The 20,437-nt window shown below is 72.1% G+C and carries 22 protein-coding genes; 14 read left to right on the forward strand and 8 right to left on the reverse strand.

The annotated features are described in order from the left end of the window. Nucleotides 1-853: 853 nt before the first annotated feature. The 4 genes from solA to ACIRQF_RS32900 form a co-directional block, all read right to left on the reverse strand. Nucleotides 854-1,987, reverse strand: a complete 1,134-nt coding sequence (gene solA / locus ACIRQF_RS32885; RefSeq protein ID WP_404097925.1) for an N-methyl-L-tryptophan oxidase — start codon at nt 1,985-1,987, stop codon at nt 854-856. Next, the gene (locus ACIRQF_RS32890) at nt 1,987-2,664 is read right to left on the reverse strand and encodes an FMN-binding negative transcriptional regulator (protein ID WP_404097928.1); all 678 of its coding nucleotides are present in this window, start codon (nt 2,662-2,664) and stop codon (nt 1,987-1,989) included. Before ACIRQF_RS32890 ends, solA begins: the two co-directional genes overlap by 1 nt. Before the next feature lie 88 nt (nt 2,665-2,752). After that, nucleotides 2,753-4,078 carry a lysine N(6)-hydroxylase/L-ornithine N(5)-oxygenase family protein gene (locus ACIRQF_RS32895; protein WP_404097931.1) on the reverse strand — a complete coding sequence of 442 codons (1,326 nt, stop codon included), beginning with the start codon at nt 4,076-4,078 and terminating at the stop codon, nt 2,753-2,755. Further along, nucleotides 4,075-4,917 (reverse strand): TauD/TfdA dioxygenase family protein, encoded by an 843-nt coding sequence (locus ACIRQF_RS32900; protein WP_404097934.1) that lies wholly within the window; start codon nt 4,915-4,917, stop codon nt 4,075-4,077. The genes ACIRQF_RS32895 and ACIRQF_RS32900 overlap by 4 nt, the downstream gene beginning before the upstream one ends. A gap of 176 nt (nt 4,918-5,093) precedes the next feature. Here ACIRQF_RS32900 and ACIRQF_RS32905 point away from each other — a divergent pair, with 176 nt between their 5' ends. The 8 genes from ACIRQF_RS32905 to ACIRQF_RS32940 all read left to right on the forward strand — a co-directional run bounded on the left by ACIRQF_RS32905 (nt 5,094) and on the right by ACIRQF_RS32940 (nt 12,315). Then, nucleotides 5,094-6,308 carry a cytochrome P450 gene (locus ACIRQF_RS32905; protein ID WP_376638621.1) on the forward strand — a complete coding sequence of 405 codons (1,215 nt, stop codon included), beginning with the start codon at nt 5,094-5,096 and terminating at the stop codon, nt 6,306-6,308. Between the two features lie 64 nt (nt 6,309-6,372). Then, nucleotides 6,373-8,082 (forward strand): AMP-binding protein, encoded by a 1,710-nt coding sequence (locus ACIRQF_RS32910; RefSeq protein ID WP_404097937.1) that lies wholly within the window; start codon nt 6,373-6,375, stop codon nt 8,080-8,082. Further along, nucleotides 8,079-8,936, forward strand: a complete 858-nt coding sequence (locus ACIRQF_RS32915; protein WP_376638619.1) for a ferritin-like domain-containing protein — start codon at nt 8,079-8,081, stop codon at nt 8,934-8,936. Before ACIRQF_RS32910 ends, ACIRQF_RS32915 begins: the two co-directional genes overlap by 4 nt. Next, on the forward strand, nt 8,936-9,445 hold the full coding sequence (locus ACIRQF_RS32920; RefSeq protein ID WP_376638618.1) for a PaaI family thioesterase: 510 nt from the start codon (nt 8,936-8,938) through the stop codon (nt 9,443-9,445). Before ACIRQF_RS32915 ends, ACIRQF_RS32920 begins: the two co-directional genes overlap by 1 nt. Then, a complete protein-coding gene (locus tag ACIRQF_RS32925; protein ID WP_382487486.1) occupies nt 9,442-9,708 on the forward strand; it encodes an acyl carrier protein in 267 nt (88 codons plus the stop codon). The genes ACIRQF_RS32920 and ACIRQF_RS32925 overlap by 4 nt, the downstream gene beginning before the upstream one ends. Nucleotide 9,709: 1 nt before the next feature. Next, the gene (locus tag ACIRQF_RS32930; protein WP_376638616.1) at nt 9,710-10,639 is read left to right on the forward strand and encodes an SAM-dependent methyltransferase; all 930 of its coding nucleotides are present in this window, start codon (nt 9,710-9,712) and stop codon (nt 10,637-10,639) included. A gap of 1 nt (nt 10,640) precedes the next feature. Further along, nucleotides 10,641-11,492 (forward strand): acyl-ACP desaturase, encoded by an 852-nt coding sequence (locus tag ACIRQF_RS32935; protein ID WP_376638615.1) that lies wholly within the window; start codon nt 10,641-10,643, stop codon nt 11,490-11,492. 73 nt (nt 11,493-11,565) lie between these two features. Next, nucleotides 11,566-12,315, forward strand: coding sequence for a 4'-phosphopantetheinyl transferase family protein (locus tag ACIRQF_RS32940; RefSeq protein ID WP_404097943.1), 750 nt, complete (start codon nt 11,566-11,568; stop codon nt 12,313-12,315). Nucleotides 12,316-12,360: 45 nt separating this feature from the next. Here the strand turns inward: ACIRQF_RS32940 and ACIRQF_RS32945 are convergent, their stop codons facing one another. Both ACIRQF_RS32945 and ACIRQF_RS32950 read right to left on the reverse strand, forming a co-directional pair. Continuing rightward, nucleotides 12,361-12,744: a hypothetical protein gene (locus ACIRQF_RS32945; RefSeq protein ID WP_382487495.1), complete on the reverse strand. Its 384-nt coding sequence runs from the start codon at nt 12,742-12,744 to the stop codon at nt 12,361-12,363. Continuing rightward, entirely contained in the window at nt 12,741-13,280 is a 540-nt protein-coding gene (locus ACIRQF_RS32950) for a PaaI family thioesterase (protein WP_376638612.1), read from the reverse strand. Before ACIRQF_RS32950 ends, ACIRQF_RS32945 begins: the two co-directional genes overlap by 4 nt. 212 nt (nt 13,281-13,492) lie before the next feature. Between ACIRQF_RS32950 and ACIRQF_RS32955 the strand changes: the two genes are divergently transcribed. Beyond that, nucleotides 13,493-14,494, forward strand: coding sequence for a beta-ketoacyl-ACP synthase III (locus ACIRQF_RS32955; protein WP_404097947.1), 1,002 nt, complete (start codon nt 13,493-13,495; stop codon nt 14,492-14,494). Nucleotides 14,495-15,344: 850 nt separating this feature from the next. Here ACIRQF_RS32955 and ACIRQF_RS32960 read toward each other — a convergent pair. After that, nucleotides 15,345-15,842, reverse strand: coding sequence for a helix-turn-helix domain-containing protein (locus ACIRQF_RS32960; protein WP_376633725.1), 498 nt, complete (start codon nt 15,840-15,842; stop codon nt 15,345-15,347). Nucleotides 15,843-16,214: 372 nt separating this feature from the next. Between ACIRQF_RS32960 and ACIRQF_RS32965 the strand changes: the two genes are divergently transcribed. The 5 genes from ACIRQF_RS32965 (at nt 16,215) to ACIRQF_RS32985 (ending at nt 19,960) form a co-directional block, all read left to right on the forward strand. After that, the gene (locus tag ACIRQF_RS32965; protein WP_376633723.1) at nt 16,215-16,679 is read left to right on the forward strand and encodes a LuxR C-terminal-related transcriptional regulator; all 465 of its coding nucleotides are present in this window, start codon (nt 16,215-16,217) and stop codon (nt 16,677-16,679) included. Nucleotides 16,680-16,759: 80 nt separating this feature from the next. Beyond that, nucleotides 16,760-17,278 carry a hypothetical protein gene (locus ACIRQF_RS32970; RefSeq protein WP_382487958.1) on the forward strand — a complete coding sequence of 173 codons (519 nt, stop codon included), beginning with the start codon at nt 16,760-16,762 and terminating at the stop codon, nt 17,276-17,278. Next, on the forward strand, nt 17,275-18,540 hold the full coding sequence (locus ACIRQF_RS32975; RefSeq protein WP_404097952.1) for an MAB_1171c family putative transporter: 1,266 nt from the start codon (nt 17,275-17,277) through the stop codon (nt 18,538-18,540). Before ACIRQF_RS32970 ends, ACIRQF_RS32975 begins: the two co-directional genes overlap by 4 nt. Then, on the forward strand, nt 18,525-19,013 hold the full coding sequence (locus tag ACIRQF_RS32980; protein ID WP_404097955.1) for a BlaI/MecI/CopY family transcriptional regulator: 489 nt from the start codon (nt 18,525-18,527) through the stop codon (nt 19,011-19,013). The genes ACIRQF_RS32975 and ACIRQF_RS32980 overlap by 16 nt, the downstream gene beginning before the upstream one ends. Nucleotides 19,014-19,018: 5 nt before the next feature. Beyond that, on the forward strand, nt 19,019-19,960 hold the full coding sequence (locus ACIRQF_RS32985; protein WP_382487964.1) for a M56 family metallopeptidase: 942 nt from the start codon (nt 19,019-19,021) through the stop codon (nt 19,958-19,960). 10 nt (nt 19,961-19,970) lie between these two features. Here the strand turns inward: ACIRQF_RS32985 and ACIRQF_RS32990 are convergent, their stop codons facing one another. After that, nucleotides 19,971-20,426 carry a tellurite resistance TerB family protein gene (locus ACIRQF_RS32990; protein ID WP_376633713.1) on the reverse strand — a complete coding sequence of 152 codons (456 nt, stop codon included), beginning with the start codon at nt 20,424-20,426 and terminating at the stop codon, nt 19,971-19,973. Between the last annotated feature and the right edge of the window lie 11 nt (nt 20,427-20,437).

A 20,437-nucleotide genomic window follows, 5' to 3' on the forward strand; every position in this document is an offset into this window, starting at 1 on the left:
ACCGCCGCGGCGAACGGCGTGATCTTCGCCTCCGCCAGCGCACGGACCGTCTCACGGAGCATCTCGTGCTCCTCCGGCAGGCGATACAGGTCGAAGTCCTTGGCCATGGTCTGGGGCTCCCCTAGCAATGCTTGTGGCACTTTTGGCACTGAGTACCCTCAGCAAAACACACTCAGTGCCATGGGTCCAGTAGCAGGGTGCCGACATGGGCAGGGGGAAGGGGCGGGGCAACTCCGGATCGCTCCGGTTCCACGAGATCGCAGGACGCGGGCCGGACGGTACGGAGTGCGTCGTGCGGCGCGTCGGCGGAGGGTGCGCCGGGGCGACCGGCTCGGTGAGGGCGGCACGACCGTCGAGCGGATCGACGCGTACACCCGCACCGACGTGGCGTTCGGCGATGCCGCGTGCTCCGCGCGGGTCCGGCTCTCCGGCCCGTCCTGCGGCCCTCGCTCGTGCTCTGCGCGACCGGACCGCGCCGCTACGGCTTCATCGGTCCGCGGGCCGCCCGCGGCTCGCGCCCCGGGGCGGCGAGCACTGCGCCTGCGCCGGGGGCGACGCCGTCCGGGTCGCCGGGGAGATCACCTGGGCGCGGGGCCCGGGGGCGCCTGGACCGCGGTCGAGGTGAGGAACCTCTCCACCGGTTACGCCCCCGACCCCGCGTGCCGCCCCTCGGTCGCCGCCGCCCTGGACGCGCCCGGCCTCGCCCGCCCCGGTGCCTTCACCCACCCCGTGGTGTTCCGCCGCGGCCCCGCCCCCGCGTGCGCGGAACCCGACCTCGTCAGGGACGGGGACCACGTGTGCGCGTGCAGGACGGGGCCGGCGGAGGTGTGGAACCCGGGGCCTCGGCGACCGCTCAGAAGCGGTCCGGGGTGAAGAGGGACAGGTCCTGGCTCGCCTTGCCCTCGGTGACGAGTTCCCGCAGGGACTCGCCGATGGCCGGGACGAACTTGAAGGCGTGGCCCGAGGTGCCGGCCGCCACCGTGACGCGGCCGTGTTCCGAGGCCCTGCCGATGACGAAGGCCTGGTCCGGGGTGTTGTCGTAGAGGCACACCGCGCTCCTGCGGTAGCGCCCGGTGCCCAGCGCGGGGATGCGGGTGCGCAGGAAGTCCTGGATCTCGGTGATCTCCTCGGGCCGGACGAAGCGGTCCACCAGGTCGGGGTCGGCCGGGGTGCCGCCGCTGTGGACGCCCGCCTTCACCCCGCCGTGCAGTCCGTTCGCCGCGGGGTGCCCGTAGCCGATCATGCCGGCGCCCTCCCAGATCCAGTACGGGAAGCGGCCCGGCTGGAACGCGGCGGCGCCGCCATCCGGTTCGAACCACAGCATCACCTTGCGCAGCACCTGCACGGGCAGGTCGAGGCCCGGCAGCAGGCCCGGTGTCCAGCAGCCGGCGGTGACCACGACGTGCCCCACGGCGTACGTCGTGCGCGCCGTGCGGATCTGCACCCCGTGCCCGCTCTCGGTGATCTCGTGGACCTCCTCGTCGAAGCGCAGGTCCGCCGAGTGCCTGCGGGCGAGGTCCAGCTGGACGCGTACGGTCTGCTCCGGCTGGACGTAGCCGGAACCGGGGTCGTACACGGCCGCGGAGTTCTCTTCCGGGGTGAACTGCGGGTAGCGGGCGTGGACTTCCTCGCCCGACAGGTACTCGTGCTCCAGGCCGCACTCCCGCGCGCTGGCGAGGGCCGCCGGGACGAGCTCCCCGTCGGCGGGTCCGACGCACAGGCCGCCCGTGCGGTGGAAGAGCTTCTCGCCGCTCGCCTCCTCCAGCTCCGCCCAGAGGGTGTAGGCGCGGCGCAGGTACGGCACGTAGCCCGGGCCCATGAAGTACGCCTGCCACACGCCGCGGGACTCGCCGTGGCTGGCGCCCTGGTCGTGCACCGGCCCGTACCGCTCCAGGCCGAGGACCCGCAGTCCGGTCGCGGCCAGCGCGTGGCAGGCGGCGCTGCCGAGCCCGCCCAGGCCCACCACGGCGACGTCGTAGCGTTCCATCACTCGGATCCCTTCACGTCGGGCTGCGGAGTCTCGAACCCGGCCATCATGGAGGCCAGTTGGCGGTGCGTGCCGTGCTCGCTCGCGGCGAAGTGACAGGTGGTCCGCTCGCGGGTGTCGGGCTTCAGCTCCTGGCTCAGCTTGAACATCCCGTCGACCTCGGCGACGTCCAGCTCGAAGGCGCCGACCCCGGGCACGATCCTCTCGAAGTACTCCAGCGAGCCCTTCATGTCCCAGCCCTGGCCGAAGCGCCCTTCGAGCACCTCGACGGTCCGGTGGATCACGGCGAGCGTCTCCTCGCCCGGCGGCAGCGGCCGCAGGGTGCCGCGGACGTGGACGGCGGTGAAGTTCCAGGTGGGGGCCGCCGGCGTGTAGCCGTACACCTCGGGGGAAAGGTAGCCGTGCGGTCCGCGGAAGATCAGCAGCGCGGGCTGCGCGCCTTCGGAGAGCCGCTCCCAGTGCGGGTTGGCCCGGTTGAGGTGTCCGAGGAGCCGGTGTCCGCGCAGGTCGGCGGGGCCGGCGGCGAGCGCCGTCTCGACCTCGGCCGGCAGCACGACCGGCAGGTGCGTGGCGAACGGCACCGGCTCCGCCCCCGTGACGAGGGTGGCCAGCGGTCCGGCGCGCACGACCTCGAGGGCCGCCGCCGGGCTGCCCCGGTAGTGGTCGGGAACGTACACGGCAGGTACTCCTTCACATCGGGAGGCGGTGGGGGAGCCGGGGTCTGCCTTCGGACACCGCGAGGCCGGGTGCTCCGCAAGGCTCGCCCTACGGGCGGCGCAGCAGCGAGGCGGCGATCTCCCCGGCCCGTACGGCCGTGTTGGAGAGCAGCGTCGAGGAGAGTCCGTGGGTGTGTTCCGTGGCGCCCTGGACGTAGAGCCCGCCGCGCACGGCGTCCTCCGTGGCGATCCGGTAGTCCCGGGTCATCAGCAGGCCGCCGTCGGCGTCCCGCCGGCAGAGCTTCATGACCTCCGCGTCGACCAGTTCGTCCGGGGCGACCGGGCGGTACCCGGTGGCGTACACCAGGTAGTCGGTGCCGACCTCGCGCCGTTCCCGGGTCGGCAGCGACTCGACGGTCAGCCGCAGCCCGTCGGTCCCCTCGCGTACGTCGAGCAGCCGGGAGACGTTGTCGATGACGAGTCGCCGCTCGTCGGTCACCTTCTCCTGGTACCAGATGCGGTACAGCTCCTCGATCAACTCCTGGTCGACGACCGAGTAGTTGGTGTTGGCGTGCCGTTCCACCAGCATGGACCGGACCGGCTGCGGGGCGCCGAAGAAGGTGTCGACCGCCGCCGGGTCGAAGATCCGGTTGGCGAACGGCGAGTCGTCGGCCGGATGGTAGCCGTAGGCCGAGAACACCGCCCGCACCTCGGCGCGCGGGAAGCGCCCGTGGAGGTACGCCGTGACCTCGGCCCCGCTCTGGCCGGCGCCGACCACGGTGAACCGCAGCGGGGCGTCCTCGGGGACGCCCTCCAGGCGGGTGAGCAGCCGGCCGCTGTGCCAGATGCGCTCCGACTCGGCGGCCCCGTCCGGGAGACGGGGGCGCAGGCCCGGGGCCAGGACCACGTTCCGCGCGGTCCGCACCTCGTGGCGGACGGCGCCGGTCTCCGGCGCCGTGTGGGCGAGGTGCACACGGAAGGAGCTCACCTCGGGCCCCGACCACGTGGGCTCGACCCGCACGACCTCGCTGCCGTAGCTCACCCGGTCCGCGCAGGCGCGCGCCGCCCAGGCGAGGTAGTCGTGGAACTCGACGCGACTCGGGAACAGCGCCTTGTGGTTGATGAAGTCGACGAGCCGGCCCCGGTCGTGCAGATAGCCGAGGAAGGAGTACGGGCTGCCCGGGTTCCGCAGGGTCACCAGGTCCTTGAGGAAGTGGACCTGCATGGTGGCGTCCTTCAGGAGCATCCCGCCGTGCCAGGAGAACCGGGGCGAGCGCTCGAAGAAACGGGTCCGCGGCCCGCTCGGCCCGGCCTCGCCGAGGGCGAGGGCGAGCGCCAGGTTGGACGGTCCGAAACCGACGCCGAGCACGTCGAGCGGGCCGTCGTCCGCCGCGCCGGGAGGGACGGCGGGCCGGGAGTCCCGGGCCGGGTTCACCGGGCCCGTCCGGGGTAGCGCGCGGTGGTCCGGCGGACCAGGCGCCGGTGCCCGTCCGGCACCTGCTCGGCGCGGTGCATCAGCGAGGGGTTGTCCCAGACCAGCAGGTCGCCGGGGCGCCACACGTGCACGTACTGCCAGTCGGCGCGCAGGGTGTGCGCGTACAGCTCGTCGAGCAGGGCGCGGCTCTCGTCCTCGGAGAGGCCCTCGATCCGGTCCAGGCACATCTCGTTGAGGTACAGGGCCTCTTCGCCGGTGACCGGGTGGGGGCGCACCAGCGGGTGCGAGACCGGCGGGAAGGCCGCCAGCTCCGCCCGGGCCTCCGCGTCGCCGACCGGCTTGGCCGCCCGCCGCAGCGTGGCGTGGTTCCGCCCGAAGTCGTGGACCGCGCGCAGCGGGGCGACCCGCTCCCGCAGCCTGGACGGCAGCGCGGCCAGGGGCACCCGCAGGTCGTTGAAGTGCGTGCGGCCGCCCTCGGGCGGGACCGTCACGCCGTACAGCAGGGTGGCGTCGGTGGGCTCGGCCCGGAAGGAGGCGTCGCTGTGCCAGTGCTCGGCCGGCCGCCGGGGCGCGCCGTGCGGCGCCTCGCGCATCTCCTCGACGTACGGGCTGTCGGGGTGCGCGAAGGTGGGGTCCCAGGGCAGCGTCGGCGCGCCGAACAGCTCGGTGATCCGCACCTGCGCCGCCGGCGACAGATCGACGCCGGAGAAGACCAGTAACTGGTGTCTGTACAGGGCCTCGACGAGTTCCGCCGCCTGTTCCCCGGCCTCCGGGGTGCCGAGGCCGGAGTCGAACACCTCGACGCCGAAGGATCCGTTCAGGGGTTTCACGCTGAGCATCCGCGGGCTCCTTGCCGCCAGTGTCGCCGTCGTCCGTACCGTCGCGGACGGGGAGCGGACATCACCGTCCCACCGTCACCGCATTACATCGCAGTCTCCACCCGATAACACCGGGGCGGGCGTGGGACCTTGGTCCTATTGATGGGTCAGGAGGCGCCCTGACACGCTGACCCACCATGGACGCAGCGAAACCGGAAATTCTCTACGACCCCCGTGATCCGAAGATGCGCAGCGACCCATATCCCTTCTATGCGCGACTGCGCGAAACGGAACCGGTCCACCGGACTCCCTTCGGGTTCTGGGTCGTCTCCGGATACGAAGAGGCCGGGCAGCTCCTGCGCGATCCACGACTCACCAGTGAATTCCACCGGGACAAGAAGTGGGCGGAACACCGGGGCGGCTGGCACAGCCCCGTCGTCGACGACACCCGCATGTGGATGCTGATGCTGGACGGCGGTGCGCACCGGCGTATTCGCGGCCTGGTGAATCCGGTCTTCAACGCGCGTTCCGTGCAGGAGATGCGCCCGCGCATCTCACGGATCCTGGCGAAGGTCCTGGACGACATGGGCGCGGGCGAGGGCATCGACCTCATCGACGAGCTCGCGCTGCCGCTGCCGGTGACCGTGATCTGCGGCCTGGTCGGCCTGCCCGTCGAGGACCGCGACCAGTGCCGCAAGTGGACCGAGGCGATCGGACACGTCGTCGACCCGGCCCTGGACGAGACCACCATGCGGGCCATGAACGACTCGGTGGTGGAGTTCCGCGCCTACATCGCGGAACACCTGGCCAAGCGGCGCAGCGAGCCCCAGGACGACATCCTCACCCGGCTGATGCTCGCGGAGGTGGACGGCGAGCGCCTGTCCGACGACGAGATCATCGCCAACGTCCTGCTGCTCTTCAACGCCGGCCACGAGACCACCGTCAACCTCATCGGCAACGGCATGCTGGCGCTGCTGCGCCACCCCGAGCAGCTGCGGGCCCTGCGGGAGGATCCCGGACTCATCGAGGAGGGCGTCGACGAATTCGTCAGGTACGACGCCCCCGTGCAGCTCGTCGCGCGCATCACCACCGCGGACGTCGAGGTCGGGGACCGGACCATCGCGGCGGGATCGAAACTCATGATTCTGCTGGGCGCCGCCAACCGTGATCCGCGCCGGTACGTGAATCCGGACACCCTGGACATGACGCGCTCCGACATCAAGCCCCTGGCTTTCGGCGGCGGACCGCACTACTGCATCGGCGCGCTCCTCGGAAAGATCGAAGGACGTCTCGTCTTCACCGAACTGCTGCGGCGCTACCGCGACATCTCGCTCACCACCGAGGACGTCGTCTGGCGCCCCCACGTGAATTTCCGCGGCCTCAGCGAACTCCGCGTCGACCTGGTTCCCTGACCGGTCCGCAATTCCCGGCGCCCACCGGTAACAGGCCCGTCGTCTCCAGGAAAGGAACATTCCCTTGCCGAGTCCGTTGTTGTCCGGCGACACCCTCACCGAATGTTTTCTGCATTACGTCAGGTCGGCACCGGACGCCGTCGCCGTCTTTCCCGGCAGCGAGGAGCGGATCACCGGCGCCGAGCTCGCCGAGTCCTCCCTCTCCTGCGCCCTCGGACTCATGGAGCACGGCGTCGGTCCCGGCTCCGTGGTCGGGCTGCTCGTCCCCACCGACGCCCGCTTCCTGAGCCTGTTCTTCGGCGTCCAGCGGGCCGGCGCCGCCTGCAGCGTCCTGCCGCTCCCGGCCGGGTTCGGCGACGAACAGGGCACCGCCCGCCGACTGGCCCGGGTGCTGCGGGTCGCCGGTATCCGTCACCTCGTCCTCGGCCCCGCCTTCGAGAACCTGGGCGCCCTGCTCACCGAGCAGGTACCCGGCCTCGTCCTGATCGACCCGGCGGTCGCCGCGCCCGGCACCGTCCACCGGCTGCCTGCCGTCGACCCCGCCGCGCTGTCCGTCGTGCAGTTCACCTCCGGCAGCACCAGCGACCCCAAGGGCGTGATGCTCACCCAGCGTGCCATGGCCGCCGGCGTCCTCGCCTGCGCGGTCTCCGGGGAGTTCACCCCCGACGACGTCTTCATGCAGTGGGTCCCCACCTTCCACGACATGGGCCTCGTCGGACTCTTCTCCCACCTGCTCAACGGGTCCGACGTGCACGTCTTCACCCCCACCGCCTTCCTGCGCCGTCCCGCGCAGCTCCTCGAGTACTTCGCCGAGCATCGCGGCACGGTGATCACCGGACCCAACTTCTCCTACGAGCAGTTCGTGGACTCCGCCCCCGCCGAACGCGTCAAGGAACTCGACCTGTCCGCCTGGCGCCTCGCCTTCAACGGCGCCGAGCCGGTCAGCGCCGAGACCGTCGAGCGCTTCACCCACCACTTCGCCCCCGCGGGCCTGCGCGACACCGTCATGTACCCGGTGTACGGGATGGCCGAGGCCACCCTCGGCATCACCTTCCCCCGGCCGGGCAGCCCGGTCCGCATCCTGTCCGTCGACCGCGACGAACTCGCCGTGAGCGGCCGCGCCGTGCCCGTGGCCCGCGGCGCCCGCGGCGCCAAGGACGTGGTCGCGCTCGGCGGCGTCGTCCACGGCCTGGAGATGCGGATCGTCGCCGAGGACGGCCGCGCGTGCGCGCCCGGCGAGCTCGGCGAAGTGCGCATCGCCGGCCCCGCCGTGACCTCCGGCTACTTCGACAACCCGCAGGCCACCGCCGCCGCCTTCGACGGACGCTGGTTCCGCACCGGCGACGTCGGCTTCACCCACGACGGGGACCTGTTCGTCACCGGCCGCACCAAGGACATGGTCATCGTCCGCGGCCAGAACTACTTCCCCGACGACATCGAGGCCGTGGCCCGCGAGGTGCCCGGCGTCTACCGCAAGCGCTGCGTCGCCTTCTCCGACACCGAGGGCGACGGGCGCGAGGTGGTCCGTGTGGTCGTCGAGGCCGACCCCCGGCAGTCCGGCGAGGACCTCGGAGCCGAGATCGCCGCCCGGGTGGTGCGCGAGATGGACTTCACCGACGTCCGCGTGCACCTGGTGAAGCCGCGCTGGATCACCCGTACCACCAGCGGCAAATGGCAGCGCGCCCGCACCCGCGAACGCCTCGCGGAACTCTCCCACGGCAGCGCCGCCGAGGCCGTCGCCGCAGCCCGAACCGAACCGGAGGACACCCCGTGACCACCCCCCAGAAGCTGGAGACCGCCCGCGACCTCGACGCGGAGCCGCTGCACAGCTACGACGTCTTCCCGATCTACCAGAACGCCTCGTGGGAGATGAGCGACATCCCCTGGGACGAGTTCCGGCCCGACCTGGTGCGCCCCGAGTACATCGCCTTCGCCATGGGCGCCGTGATGGGCGAGTCCAACTCGATCGCCGCGCAGCACGGCTTCTTCAACGAGTTCGTCGACGACTACGACTTCTCGGCCTTCGTGTGCCTCTGGGGCTACCAGGAGCTCCAGCACCACCTGGCGTTCAAGAAGTGGCTGCGGCTGGCCGGCACCGACGTCGGCTACGAGCAGATCAACGCGATGCGGGCCCCGTACCCGCCCGGCATCACCCCGTCGGCGACCCTCGCCACGAACATCATCTCCGAGATCGCCACCAACCACATGTACAAGTGCGTGAGCCGGGTGGCCGAAGAGCCGGTGATCGCCAAGATCATGAAGCGGGCGAGCGGCGACGAGGCGCGCCACGCCCGGGAGTTCATCCACTACACCGCCCGACGCCTGGTCAGCCGCCCCGAGGAGCTGGGCTCGGTCCTGGAGACCTTCTACGTCTACATGGCCGACCCCGAGGGCCGCTACAACCACCCGGTCAGCAAGTTCAAGGGCAACCTTCCCGAACTCGACGGCCACGTCACCATCGACGAGGTCTTCCGCTACTTCGGCCAGGTCGACGACGGCACCGAGTGGGACCGCATCCACAAGCAGCTCTTCAGCACCCTCACGGAGCTCACCGGCCGCCCCATCGAGAAGCTCCGCGACATCCGCCGCGTCCTCGCCGAACTGCCCCGCCCCCAGGACGCCGCCTGATGTCCGCGGCCACCCCCGTCGAACTGCCCTGGCTCGACGAACCGCGCTTCCGCTGCTTCGGCTGCTCCCCGCGCAACCGCATCGGCCTCGCCCTGGAGATGTTCCGGCTCGACGACGGCCGGCTCGCCACCGACATCACCTTCTCCGACGACTACGCCTCCTACCCCGGCGTCGTCCACGGCGGCATCGTCAGCGTCCTCGTCGACGAGCTCATGGGCGACCTGATCGCCCTCGACCGGGGCCTGCTCGCCTTCTCCGTCACCCTGCGCACCAAGTTCCTGCGCCCCCTGCGGACCGGTACGCCCTACCGGGCGATCGCCCGCATCAGCCGCGAGGGCAGCGGCGTCGTGCACGCCGAGGCCGATGTCCTCGACCTCGACGGCACCCCGCACGCCATGGCGAACTCCGCCTACCAGCCCATCAGTTCGGAGCAGGCCGAGGGCCACATGGGCCTCGTCGGCGCCGACCGCGAACGCCTCGCCCACTACTTCGACCACGCGATTGGATGACCATGTCCCTCCAGGAGTCCGCAGTCCTCGACGAGGTGCGCGCCCAGACCGCCAAGGAACTCGGCATCGACCTCTCCGAGATCGCCGACGAGACCGTCCTCAAGGAGCTGCCCGGCGCCGACTCGGTCCGGCTGCTGCGCGTCGTCGCCCAGATCGAGCGCGTCTACGACGTCGAGTTCGAGGACGAGGACATCTTCGACGTCCGCACACCCCGCCAGCTCGCCTCCCTCGTCCTCGCCCAGACGGCCGGCGCGGAGGCCTGACATGACCACCCACGCGACCGAGGACACCCGCCCGCCGGTGGTGCACGCCGGCCGCGACGGTGACCTCGCCCTGGCCCCCGAGGACGCCCGGCGCGCCACCAACGAGCACTACGAGCTGCCGCCGGAGGTCTTCCGGGCCTTCCTCGACGAGCGGGTCAAGTACAGCTCCGCGCTCTACCGCACGCCGAACGCCACCCTGGAGGAGGCGCAGACCGCCAAGCTGCACTTCGTCGCCGAACGGCTGCAGCTGCGCGGCGGCGAGTGCCTCCTCGACATCGGCTGCGGCTGGGGCAGTCTCACCCTCTTCATGGCCAAGGAGTACGGCTGCGAGGTCACCGGCGTCACGCCCTCCGCCCCGCAGGCCGCGTACATCCACGAGAAGGCGGCCGAACTGGGCGTCGCCGACCGCGTCGACGTCAGGGTCGGCTCGTACAGCGACCTCGACATCGACGGCCGCTACGACGCCGCCACCATGCTCGGCTCCATCATCCACATGCCCGACCGGGTCGCCGTGCTGCGCAAGGTGTACGACGCGCTGCGCCGCCAGGGCCGGCTCTACCTCTCCGAGAGCTGCTTCCGCAGCGACGAGGTGTACCGCGAGTTCGCCGCCCGGCCCGGCACCCGGCACGTCACCGAGACCATCTTCGGCTTCGCCGACATGGTCCCCTTCTCCCACCTGATCCAGGCCACCGAGTCGGCCGGCTTCAGCCTCGCCGGACTCGACGACCTCACCGCCCACTACCACCGCACCATCGAGGAGTGGGAACGCCGGGCCGAGGCCAACCGGGACCGCATCGAGGCCGCCGCCCCCGGCATGACCGACCCGCTCGTCCACTACCTGCGGGTCGCCAACGCCGGCTGGGGCTACACCTCCAAGCACTACGCCCTGACCGCCGCCAAGTCCCGGCTCGGACCCAAGGTGGTGGACTGACATGGCGGAGACCGCCCTGCTCGACGACCTGCTGCCGGCCCTCCAGATGCACGAGATCGTCGACCAGGCGGTGACCCGCGCCGGCGAGCGGACCTGGAGCCTCGCCGACCTCGACTGGGACGCCCTGCGGCCGGAACGCCTCACCGAGGCCGACCGCTCCGCCGTGCGGTTCATCACCTTCGTCGAGGACCACATCCCCGGCTACCTCTCGCACTTCCTGGAGGCCTTCCCGGTCGCCGACGCCGAGCAGGAGCTGGAGCGCTTCGGCTTCAACCGGGAGTACTTCCGCTTCCTCGTCGCCTGGGCCTCGGACGAGGAGCGGCACGCCTCCGCGCTCGCCCGCTACCAGGTCGAGACCGGCATGGCGACGCGCGAGGGCATTCTGCAGAGCCTGGCCGAGGAGGGCCGGAAGAAGTTCGAGCTGCCCTACGAGCACCCGGTCCAGTCCTTCACCTACACCCTCGTCCAGGAGAAGGCGACCCAGCTCTTCTACCAGCGCTTCCGAGAGACGGTCAGCGAACCCTTCCTCAAGGAGCTGCTCGGCCGCCTCGCCCGCGACGAGGCCCGCCACTTCGCCTTCTACAGCAACCTCGTCGGCGCGTACGTCGCCCGGGACGGCGCCGCCGCCGTCCCCGGCCTCAAGGACGTCATCGCCACCTTCCGGATGCCGCTCGCCGACACCATGAAGGGCTACTGGCGCTGGTCCCTCAAGGTCGCCGACTCCACCGCCTACGACCACACCGAGGCCTACGACGCGGTCGTACGCCTGGTCCGCGGCTTCGTCGACACCCCCGGAGAGCCGAGCGTCGCGGACCTGGGCGAGTTCGTCCAGGCGATCCGGCGCGTCCGGTGACCCCGGGCGTACGGATCCCGGGCGTACGGAGCCCGAGCGCACGCATCCCGGGCGTACGGAGCCCGGGTACGCCGTGAGCGCGGTCCCGGCCGGCCCGGGCGGCGCGCCCGCCCGGGTCACCGTCGTGCACTGCGACTGGGCCGGGCGACCGGCCCCCGAGACCCCGCTCGGCCCGCGCGAACGCGCATACGCCGCCCGGCTGGACGGCGCCCGGCGCGCCGAGTGGGTTCGCACCCGGCTCACCGCCAAGGCCGCGCTCCTCCGGGCCGGCGGGCCGCCGGACGCCGAGATCCTGCCGGATCCCGGCGGTGCCCCACGGCTCCACGAGCCGTCGGGCCGATGGGCCCTCTCCCTCGCCCACACAGGGGAGCTGACCGCGTGCGCGGTCTCCCGGACGGGGGCGGCCTCCTTGGTCGGCGTGGATGTCGAACCCGTCGACGCCCGCAACGACATCCTGCTGCCCCGGCTGCTCGGCCCGGACGAGCCTCCCCGGCTCGGCCCGGGACCACGCCCGCCGGGACTGCTCGCCACGGTCCTCGTGGCCGCCAAGGAGGCCGCCCTCAAGGCCTATCGGCGCCCCTCGCCGGCCCTGCGCGCCTACCGGCTGCGCCAGGACGCGGACGGGGGGCTGCACGTCCGCGTCGCGGACGCCCCGTACCCCGCGCTGCGCGTGTGGTGGACCTGCCACGCCGGGCTCGTGACGGCCGTCTGCGCCGCCGGCGAACGCCCGCCCGAGCAGTACGCAGCGTCCGCCGACGCCGTCCTCACCGCCCTGGCGGGCCCGCCCGTACGCGGGCACCCGCCCGCCCCGCGCCTCCCATGACGCCCTTCGGCGACGGCGGAGGCGCGGGGCGGGCGCGTGGGGGTGTCAGTGGCGGATCACTCCCGTGCTGTCGCCGCGCAGCACCGCCTCGCCGTCCTGGTTGGTGATCTCGATGTCGAACTCCACGCCCGTGCCCGAGCGCACCTCGCTCAGCGCGCGCACGGTCACCTCCGCGGTGATGGTGTCGCCGGACCAGACCGGCCGCAGGAACTCCCAGCCCATCCGCCGCGCGATGAAGTGCAACTGCCCGCCGATCTTCGTGGCGAGCGAGGCCGTGAGCAGGCCGTGGGCCATCGCCCGGCCGTGCTCGGGCAGATGGTGCCGGCCGCGGTCCCCGGCGAGGTCGGCGAAGGCGACGATGTCCTCGTCGGTGATCGTCCGGCTCTCGCGGAGCACCTGGCCGACCTTCAGGTCGGGGGCGTCGCTCATCGGGCACCCTCCGCGGCGGGGGCCTTCGGGGCCTTGTCGCGGATCAGGCAGCTGCTCTTGCCCACGGCGCACAGCCGGCCGTCCGAGTCCACCACCCGGCAGGACGCCAGTCCGCGGTTGCGGCCCAGGTGCACGACCTCGGCGTCCACCGTGACGAGGCCCGAGGCCTCGTGCACCGGGCGCAGGAAGTCCACGTTGAGATCGAGGGTGACGATGTCCTTGTCCTCGGGGATCGCGGACAGGATCGAGCAGCCGAGCGCCGAGTCCATGACCGTCGACAGGATGCCGCCCGCGAGCAGCCCGAGGTGGTTCGTGAAGAAGTTCTTCACCGGCATCGTGAACTGCACCGTGCCCGGGTCGGCTTTGACCACCTCGATACCGAGGACCTGTGCGACGGGCGGTGCGACGATATCGCCCGAGATGAGCCCGCGCAGATATGACAGACCCGTTGCGTCGGCCTGGGTGGCGAAAAGGGGCCCCTGGTCCCGCCATTCGAGTACGGCGGTGTGAGTGCGGGGGGCATGTACCTCTGACACTTCGCTCCTCCATGTGAGCGCCGGACATGAGGACGCCAGTCTGGCAGCCTGTTCCGACCAGCCGCAACATGCCGTGAAGCACAGAGAGTTGACGGCCCGGCAGCTCACTGGGCCAAACGTCCCAAGGCCCTTTCGTTGACAGTGGGGGATTGCGGGCCGTTTGATGAAATAACGTCCGGGTGCACCGCTCCGCGATTGGATTGATGACTTCGATGGACAGTGAAATTCGATCGTCGCCAAGCCGTTTCGCCCGCCTTCTCGGGGTGGGTGCCTACCGTCCGGGACGGGTGGTCGGAAACGAGGAGATCTGCCGGTTCATCGATTCCGACAGCGCCTGGATAGAGGCGCGTTCGGGAATTGTGACCCGGCATTTCGCCGATCCCGCCGAGACCGTTCCCGTGATGGGCGCGCGGGCCGCGGAGAAGGCGCTGAGCGCGGCCGGTCTCGCCCCGGCCGACGTCTCCTGCGTGATCGTCGCGAGCATGTCGTACCTCCATCAGGCGCCGCCCGCCGCGGCCGCATGTGCCGCCGAGCTCGGCGCCCGCGGGGCCGCCGCCTTCGACCTCGGCGCGGCCTGCGCCGGCTTCTCCCACGGCCTGGCCGTGGCCTCCAGCCTGGTGTCCGGCGGGCAGGCCGATCACGTGCTGGTGGTGGGTGCGGAGCGGATGAGCGACATCGTCGACCCCCGCGACCGCTCGACGGCCTTCATCTTCGGCGACGGGGCGGGCGCGGCCGTCGTCGGCCCGTCCCCCGAGCCGGGCATCGCCCGCGCCGTCTGGGGCACCGACACGGAGCACCTGCGGGCCATCGAACAGAGCCGGTCCTTCGCCGAGCTGCGGCACGACCCCCTGGTGCGGTGGCCGTTCCTGGAGATGGCGGGGCCGGAGGTGTTCCGCTGGGCGATCGGCGCGGTCGCCGAGGTGTGCCGGGAGGCGCTGGAGGTGGCCGGGGTGACCGCGGCGGACATCGAGGCCTTCGTGCCGCACCAGGCGAACGTGCGGATCATCGACGCGGCCGTGAAGGCGATGGGGCTGCCGGCCTCCGTCGAGGTCGCGCGGACGGTCCGCGACGACGGCAACGTCTCCGGGGCGTCCATCCCGCTCGCCCTCGACACCCTGATCGCCGGCGGCCGGGTGCGGCCCGGCGCGCTCGTCCTGACGGCCGGCTTCGGCTCCGGCCTCAGCTACTCGGCCCAGGTCGTCGTCGCCCCCTGACCCTCCCCTGCAACGCCCTCCGCGCGCCCTACTCGGCGCGTCCGGCCTTCTCCCCGCCCAGCCTGTGCGCGCTCGCCCTGTCCCGCGTGGGCACGCTCGCCTTGCCTCGCCCGTGCGCGCTCGCCCTGCTCCGCCTGTGCGCGCTCGCCCTGCGTGGGCACGCGCGCCCTGTCCCGCCTGGGCGCGCGTGCCCCACTCCGGCGGGTGTCCGTCCGCCGCACTCCGCGCGCGCGCCCTACTCGGCGCGTCCGGCCTTCTCCCCGCCCCGCCCGTGCGCGCTCGCCCCGTCCCGCGTGGGCACGCTCGCCTTGCCCCGCCCGTGCGCGCTCGCCCTGCGTGGGCACGTTCGCCCTGCCCCGCGTGGGCACGCTCGCCCCACTCCGAGCGTGCGTCCGCCGCACTCCGTGCGTGCGTCCGCCCCACTCCGTGTGGGCACGCTCGCCCCACTCGACGTGGGCACGCTCGCCCCACTCCGTGTGGGCAATCGTCCCGCTGGGGCGGGACGGGTGGGCACACGGGACGTCAGCCCCTGCCGGGCCCAGGCTCCCTGCACGCAGGCCCGCCCCATGCCGGCCCTCGCTCGGCGTCGCCCGCCCCGGGGCACTCACGCTCCGAGGTCGCCTGCTCCGCGGACGTCGCCCGAAACCCGTGGGGCACCGGGGTCCGGGACCTCCGCGGGGGTGGGGGGGGGGGGGGTGGGGGTGTCCGGACTGCGAGCTTCCCTTCGCTTCGCTCGGGAAGGTCGCCGCCACGTCCGGACACCCCCACCCCCGCTCCGGCCCCGCACCCCTTCCCGCCGTCGTCGGCGTCAGCCGTCGCGCGTGAGGTCATCGGCCCGACGAGGCCCGCGTCAGGCCCCCAGGACGTCCGGGCCCGCCGGCCCGCCGCCGTCCTGGGCGCCCGGCCCGAGGCCCTCCATCGCCCGCAGTTGGTCCAGTATCGCCTTCGCGAATTCGAGTCCCTTGGGCGAGAGGCCGACCGCGCGCATGGCCACACCGGTCACCCCCGCGCGCTCCAGGGATTGCAGGTCCTGTTGGGTGATTCCGGCGTCGCGCCAGGCCGCGAGTTCGTCGAGTTTCTTCTCCGTACGTGCCGCGGAATCGTCGTCGAAGAAATACGAGACCGGGACCCCGAAGAATTTCGCCAGGGCTTCCAGGTGGTGCAACCGAGGATTTCCCCGCTCACCCTTGCGGAGATAGGCGATGTACTGCTTCGAAATGTCTCCGCCCCGGTCCCGGATCGCCCGGGCGACCTCCTCGTTGCTGAACGGGCCACGGCCACGCGGGTGGACGGTCTCGAAGAGGCGGTTCAGCCTCTGGGCCAGCGATCCGGGTGGCTGTGTACCCATGTGTCCCAACTCCTCTGGTCTCTTTGCTGACAACTGGAGGCGTGCGTGGGGGGCGACGGCGGCCACGCCAGTTGACGAGGCTGTGACGGCGACGTAGTGTCCACGAGGGATCGACGGAGCATTCACGGTAGTACCTCGTACGGAGGTTACTGCATGCCATGTGCTCCCTCAATGTCCATGCCATCACTTGTTGTTGGGGTGTGCATGAAGCCTCCGGTCCGACCTGCCGTGAGGTCAATCACCTAGGAACCGAGCGACTTTCGACGACGCTCAGATGTGACTGTGCGGACATTCCTACCGGTCCGTTCCGCACGAATTCACCGAGCGCCTGTTTTCTCATGCCCTTCACGAGAGGCAAGGAGGAGGCAAGACGTGGAAGAAGCGCCGGCCACGAAACTCACCTGCCGGGAGTTAGGTGTACTGCGCCTGCTGGCCCGGGGGTTGAGCAACCGGCTCATCGCCCGAAGGCTCGACATCTCCGAGAAGACCGTCAAGAACCATCTCAGCGGGATCTATCCGAAGATCGGCGCCACCGACCGTACGCAGGCCGCCCTCTACGCGCAGCGCGTCGGCCTGACCGAGGCGGTGCCCTGTGCCCCGGACCCCGCTCTCCTCACCGGGGCGTCCACTCCCGTCGCCGACCCCGCCCTCACCGCCCGCGAACGCGGTGTACTCGGGCTGCTCGCCCGGGGGTTGAGCAACCGCCTGATCGCCCGCCGACTTGACATATCCGAGAAGACCGTGAAGAACCATCTGAGCGGCATCTACCCGAAGATCGGGGCCGCCGACCGTACCCAGGCCGCCCTCTACGCCCAGCGCGTGGGTCTCGCCGCCTGAGCGGCCGACAGCAGGATCTTTTTCCGAGCGCATCCCTGCCACATGATGGAACCAGGGCAGTGTCGTGTGGAGGGGGAGCCATGAAGCGCCGTCATCTACGTCGAAAATGCGGCGATCTGATCCAGAGTCTCGACCTCGCCGTCCCCTTCTCGGTGGAGGACCTCTGCGGCCAGATCGCCGAGCGGCGCGGGCGCGCCATCCGGCTCGCGCCCCTGGCGTTCCCGCCCAGCGGCCCCGCCGGGCTCCTCGTCTCCACCGGCACCGTCGACTACGTCTTCTACGAGGCGCACACCACGACCACCCATCAGACCCATGTGGTGGTGCACGAGTTGGGGCATCTGCTGTGGGGCCACTCGTCCACCGGTCCGGGACTCGGCGCCCTCCTCCCCGAGGACATCGACCCCGCCCTGATCCAGCACATGCTCGGCCGCACCCACTACAGCCGCCCCGAGGAGTACGCCGCCGAGTACTTCGCCACCCAGGTGCTGCGCCTCGTTAGCGGACCGCCCCTCGACACCGCCGCCGTCCCGCCCGACACGGTCGACCTCGTGGCCCGGCTCGAACGCTCTCTGCACCACGGACGCGGTCCCCGGACGTGACCGCCGGGACGCTCGACACCGTCTTCAGCTACACGCACACCCTCTCCGGGGTCGTCAGCCTCAGCGCCTTCGGCTACAAGTGGCGCGACCTCCGGCGCGACCCGGGCAACCTGGCCCTGCGCGCCCTGTGCGGCACGCGCCTGTTCAACGGGCTCGCCTATCTGGTGCTCGCCCCGGTGACCTACCGGTGGATCGGGGCGCACACCGGGATCCCCAACCTCGGCACGCTCGTGGGCCACTGCTTCATCGTCCTGGGCGCCCTGTCGGCGCACGTCATGGTCGCCGGCTGGTTCGGCTCGCCCGAGGAGGCCCGGCGCCGACTGCCACGGATGGCGATGCTCTACCTCACCGCGATCGCCGTCATGACCGGGCTGTTCTTCGCCGCGCCGCTGCCCGGCGCCCATCCCGTGGACTTCGAGGTCCACTTCGCGACCCATCCGACCGCCGGTGCCTACGTGGTCGTCTTCCTCGTCACGTACGGACTGAACCTCGCCAACACCGCCCGGCACACCTGGCCCTCCTCGCGCGGCCTGGCCCGGCCCTGGCTCGCCCAGTCGCTGCGGCTCGCCGCCGTCGGCTCCGTCTTCGTGCTGGGCTTCATCCTCGGGAAGCTGCTCGGGGTCCTCGGCCGCTGGGGCGGTACGACCTCCCTGGACCGGGCCGCCGTGCTGTGGAGCCCCCTCATGGCCAGCGCGGGCTCCCTGGTCATCGTCGTCGGCTACACCCTGCCGGGCTGGGGCGCCCGGCTCTCCACCCGCCTCGACGACCACCGCTCCTACCGCACCCTGCACCCGCTGTGGTCCGCGCTGTGCGAGGCGGCGCCCGGGATCGCCCTCTTCGAACCGCGCTCCCCGCGGCTCGCCCTCTTCGGCGCCGACCTCCACACCCGGCTCTACCGGATGGTCATCGAGATCAGGGACGGGCAGCGGCTGCTGCGCCCGTACGTGTGCGAGGACTGCGAGGAGCGCCTCCGGGAGCGGCTCGCCGGGTCCTCCGGCGACCGCACCGACCTCCTCCTGGAGGCGGCCGTCCTCGATCTGGCGATCCGCCGCAAACGCTCCGGCCGCGAGCCGTCCGGCGACGCGGGCGGCCCCGGTTCGCGCCAGTCCGGCAGCGAGTTCGCCGACGAGCTGACCTGGCTGCGGCACGTCGCGGAGGCGTACGTACGCGTGGCGGGGGAGTGCGGGCGGCGGCGTGGGCCCGACGTCTGTGGCTGCACGGCGGTCCCCGCCGCCGGCTCAGTACGATGGGATACCGCCTGACCGGCGGAAAGGGCGAGGCCGCCGGACCGCGGCGCGGTACGGCGGGCGGGAAGGACGAGGGCGTGACGGAGAGCGGCAGGGCGGGGCGCAGACGCGGCCAGGGAGAGCTGGAGGCCCAGGTGCTCGCCGTGCTGAAGGAAGCCCCCGGTCCGGTCCCCGTCGTCTGGGTGCAGGAACGTCTCGGCGGCGATCTCGCCTACACCACCGTCATCACCATCCTCACCCGCCTGCACGGCAAGGGCGCCGTCGCCCGCGACCGTGCCGGCCGTTCCTTCCGGTGGACGGCCGTCGCGGACGAGGCCGGGCTCGCCGCCCTGCGGATGCGCAAGGTCCTCGACTCCGAGAGCGACCGCGAGGCGGTCCTCGCCAGCTTCGTCACGGCCCTCCCGCCGAACGACGAACGACTGCTGCGTGAACTCCTCGCCGAAGAGCCCGAAGGGAGAGGGGAAGCCACCGAGGAGGGCGGACACTAGCGCCCATGGGGGTCTTCGTCTTCCTGCCGCTGCTGCTCCCGCTCACCGCCTGGCCGGTCGCGCGGCTCGCCGAGCACCGGCTGCACCCGCGCACCGCGACCCGGCTGCTCACCGGTTTCGCCGTCGTGCTCGCGGTCTGCAGCACCCTGTGCCTCGCGCTACTCATGGTCGTCGGCACCGCCCAGCTCCCCGGGAACCCGCTGCCGGACGGCTGGTCCGACCCCGAGGTGCGGGCCGCCCTCCCGTACGACGAGATCGCCGGGCGGGCCGCCATCCCGGCACTCGGTGCCGTGGTCGGCGCCTGTCTGCACGCCCTGGCCGGGCACCTGCGGGTACGGCGCCGGGCCGAGCGGGCGCTCGCCGGGCTGCCGGGCCGGCCGGTGGCGGTGCTGCCCGACCCCACCCCGTACGCCTACGCCCTGCCGGGGCGGCGCGGGCGGCGCGACCGGGTCGTGGTCAGCACCGGCATGCTCGCGGCGCTCCGCCCGGCCGAGCGCCGCGCGCTGTTCGCCCACGAACGCGCCCATCTGGACGGGCGTCACCACCGGCACCTGCTCACGGTGCGGCTCGCCGCCCGGGCCAATCCGTTCCTGCGCCCCTTGTGCGCCGCGGTCGCCTACACCGCCGAGCGGTGGGCCGACGAGGAGGCGGCCGCCGCCGTCGGCAGCCGCCGTGCCGTCGCCCGCGCGATCGGCCGGGCGGCGCTGCTCGCCCCCGCGCCCCCGGCGCACGCGCTCGCCGGATTCGCGCAGGCGGGACCCGTGCCGCGCCGGGTCGCCGCGCTGCTCGCCGGGGCGCCCGCGGCGCGGGACTGGCCGCCGGTGTTCACCGCCGTGGGCATGGCCGTGTGGGGAGCCGTCGCCGGGGCGACCGTGTCGGCTTTCTCCTCCGCCAACTCGGCCGTCACGCTCTACCAGGTCCTGCACGCGGCCACACCGCTGGCGTAAGGCCCGGCCCTTACAGGTCGAACTCGTGCGGCGGCAGGTCGAGGGCGAAGCAGGCCTCCCGCACCACGGCCTGCTCGGTCTTGTCGAAGTCGCCGTCGGCGCCGCCGATGACGATGCCGATCTGCACGACCGCGCGCGCCTCGGCCGGCTTCTTCTTCGCCTTGGCGATCTCCTGCAGCACGCTCACCTTGCCGAAGTCGAAGTCGGCGGCCAGCTTGTCCAGATTGGCGTCGAAGCGACGCTGCAGATCCGTCGCGTCGAAGTTCTGCAGCACCTCGTTGCCCGCGATGAGCTGGGCCACCCGGCGCCGCTCGGACGGGTCGACGGTGCCGTCCGCGGCGGCGACGAGCGCGCACATCGCCATGCTCGCGTCGCGGAAGGCGCCGCTCTTGAGGTCGTTCTTCTTCGCGATCAGCTGGGTCTGCATCGTCGATGCGGACTCCTTGAGGCGGTCCCACAGGGCCATGTGCCGGCACT

It is taken from the genome of Streptomyces sp. NPDC101191 (assembly GCF_044767915.1).
Lineage (GTDB): Bacteria > Actinomycetota > Actinomycetes > Streptomycetales > Streptomycetaceae > Streptomyces.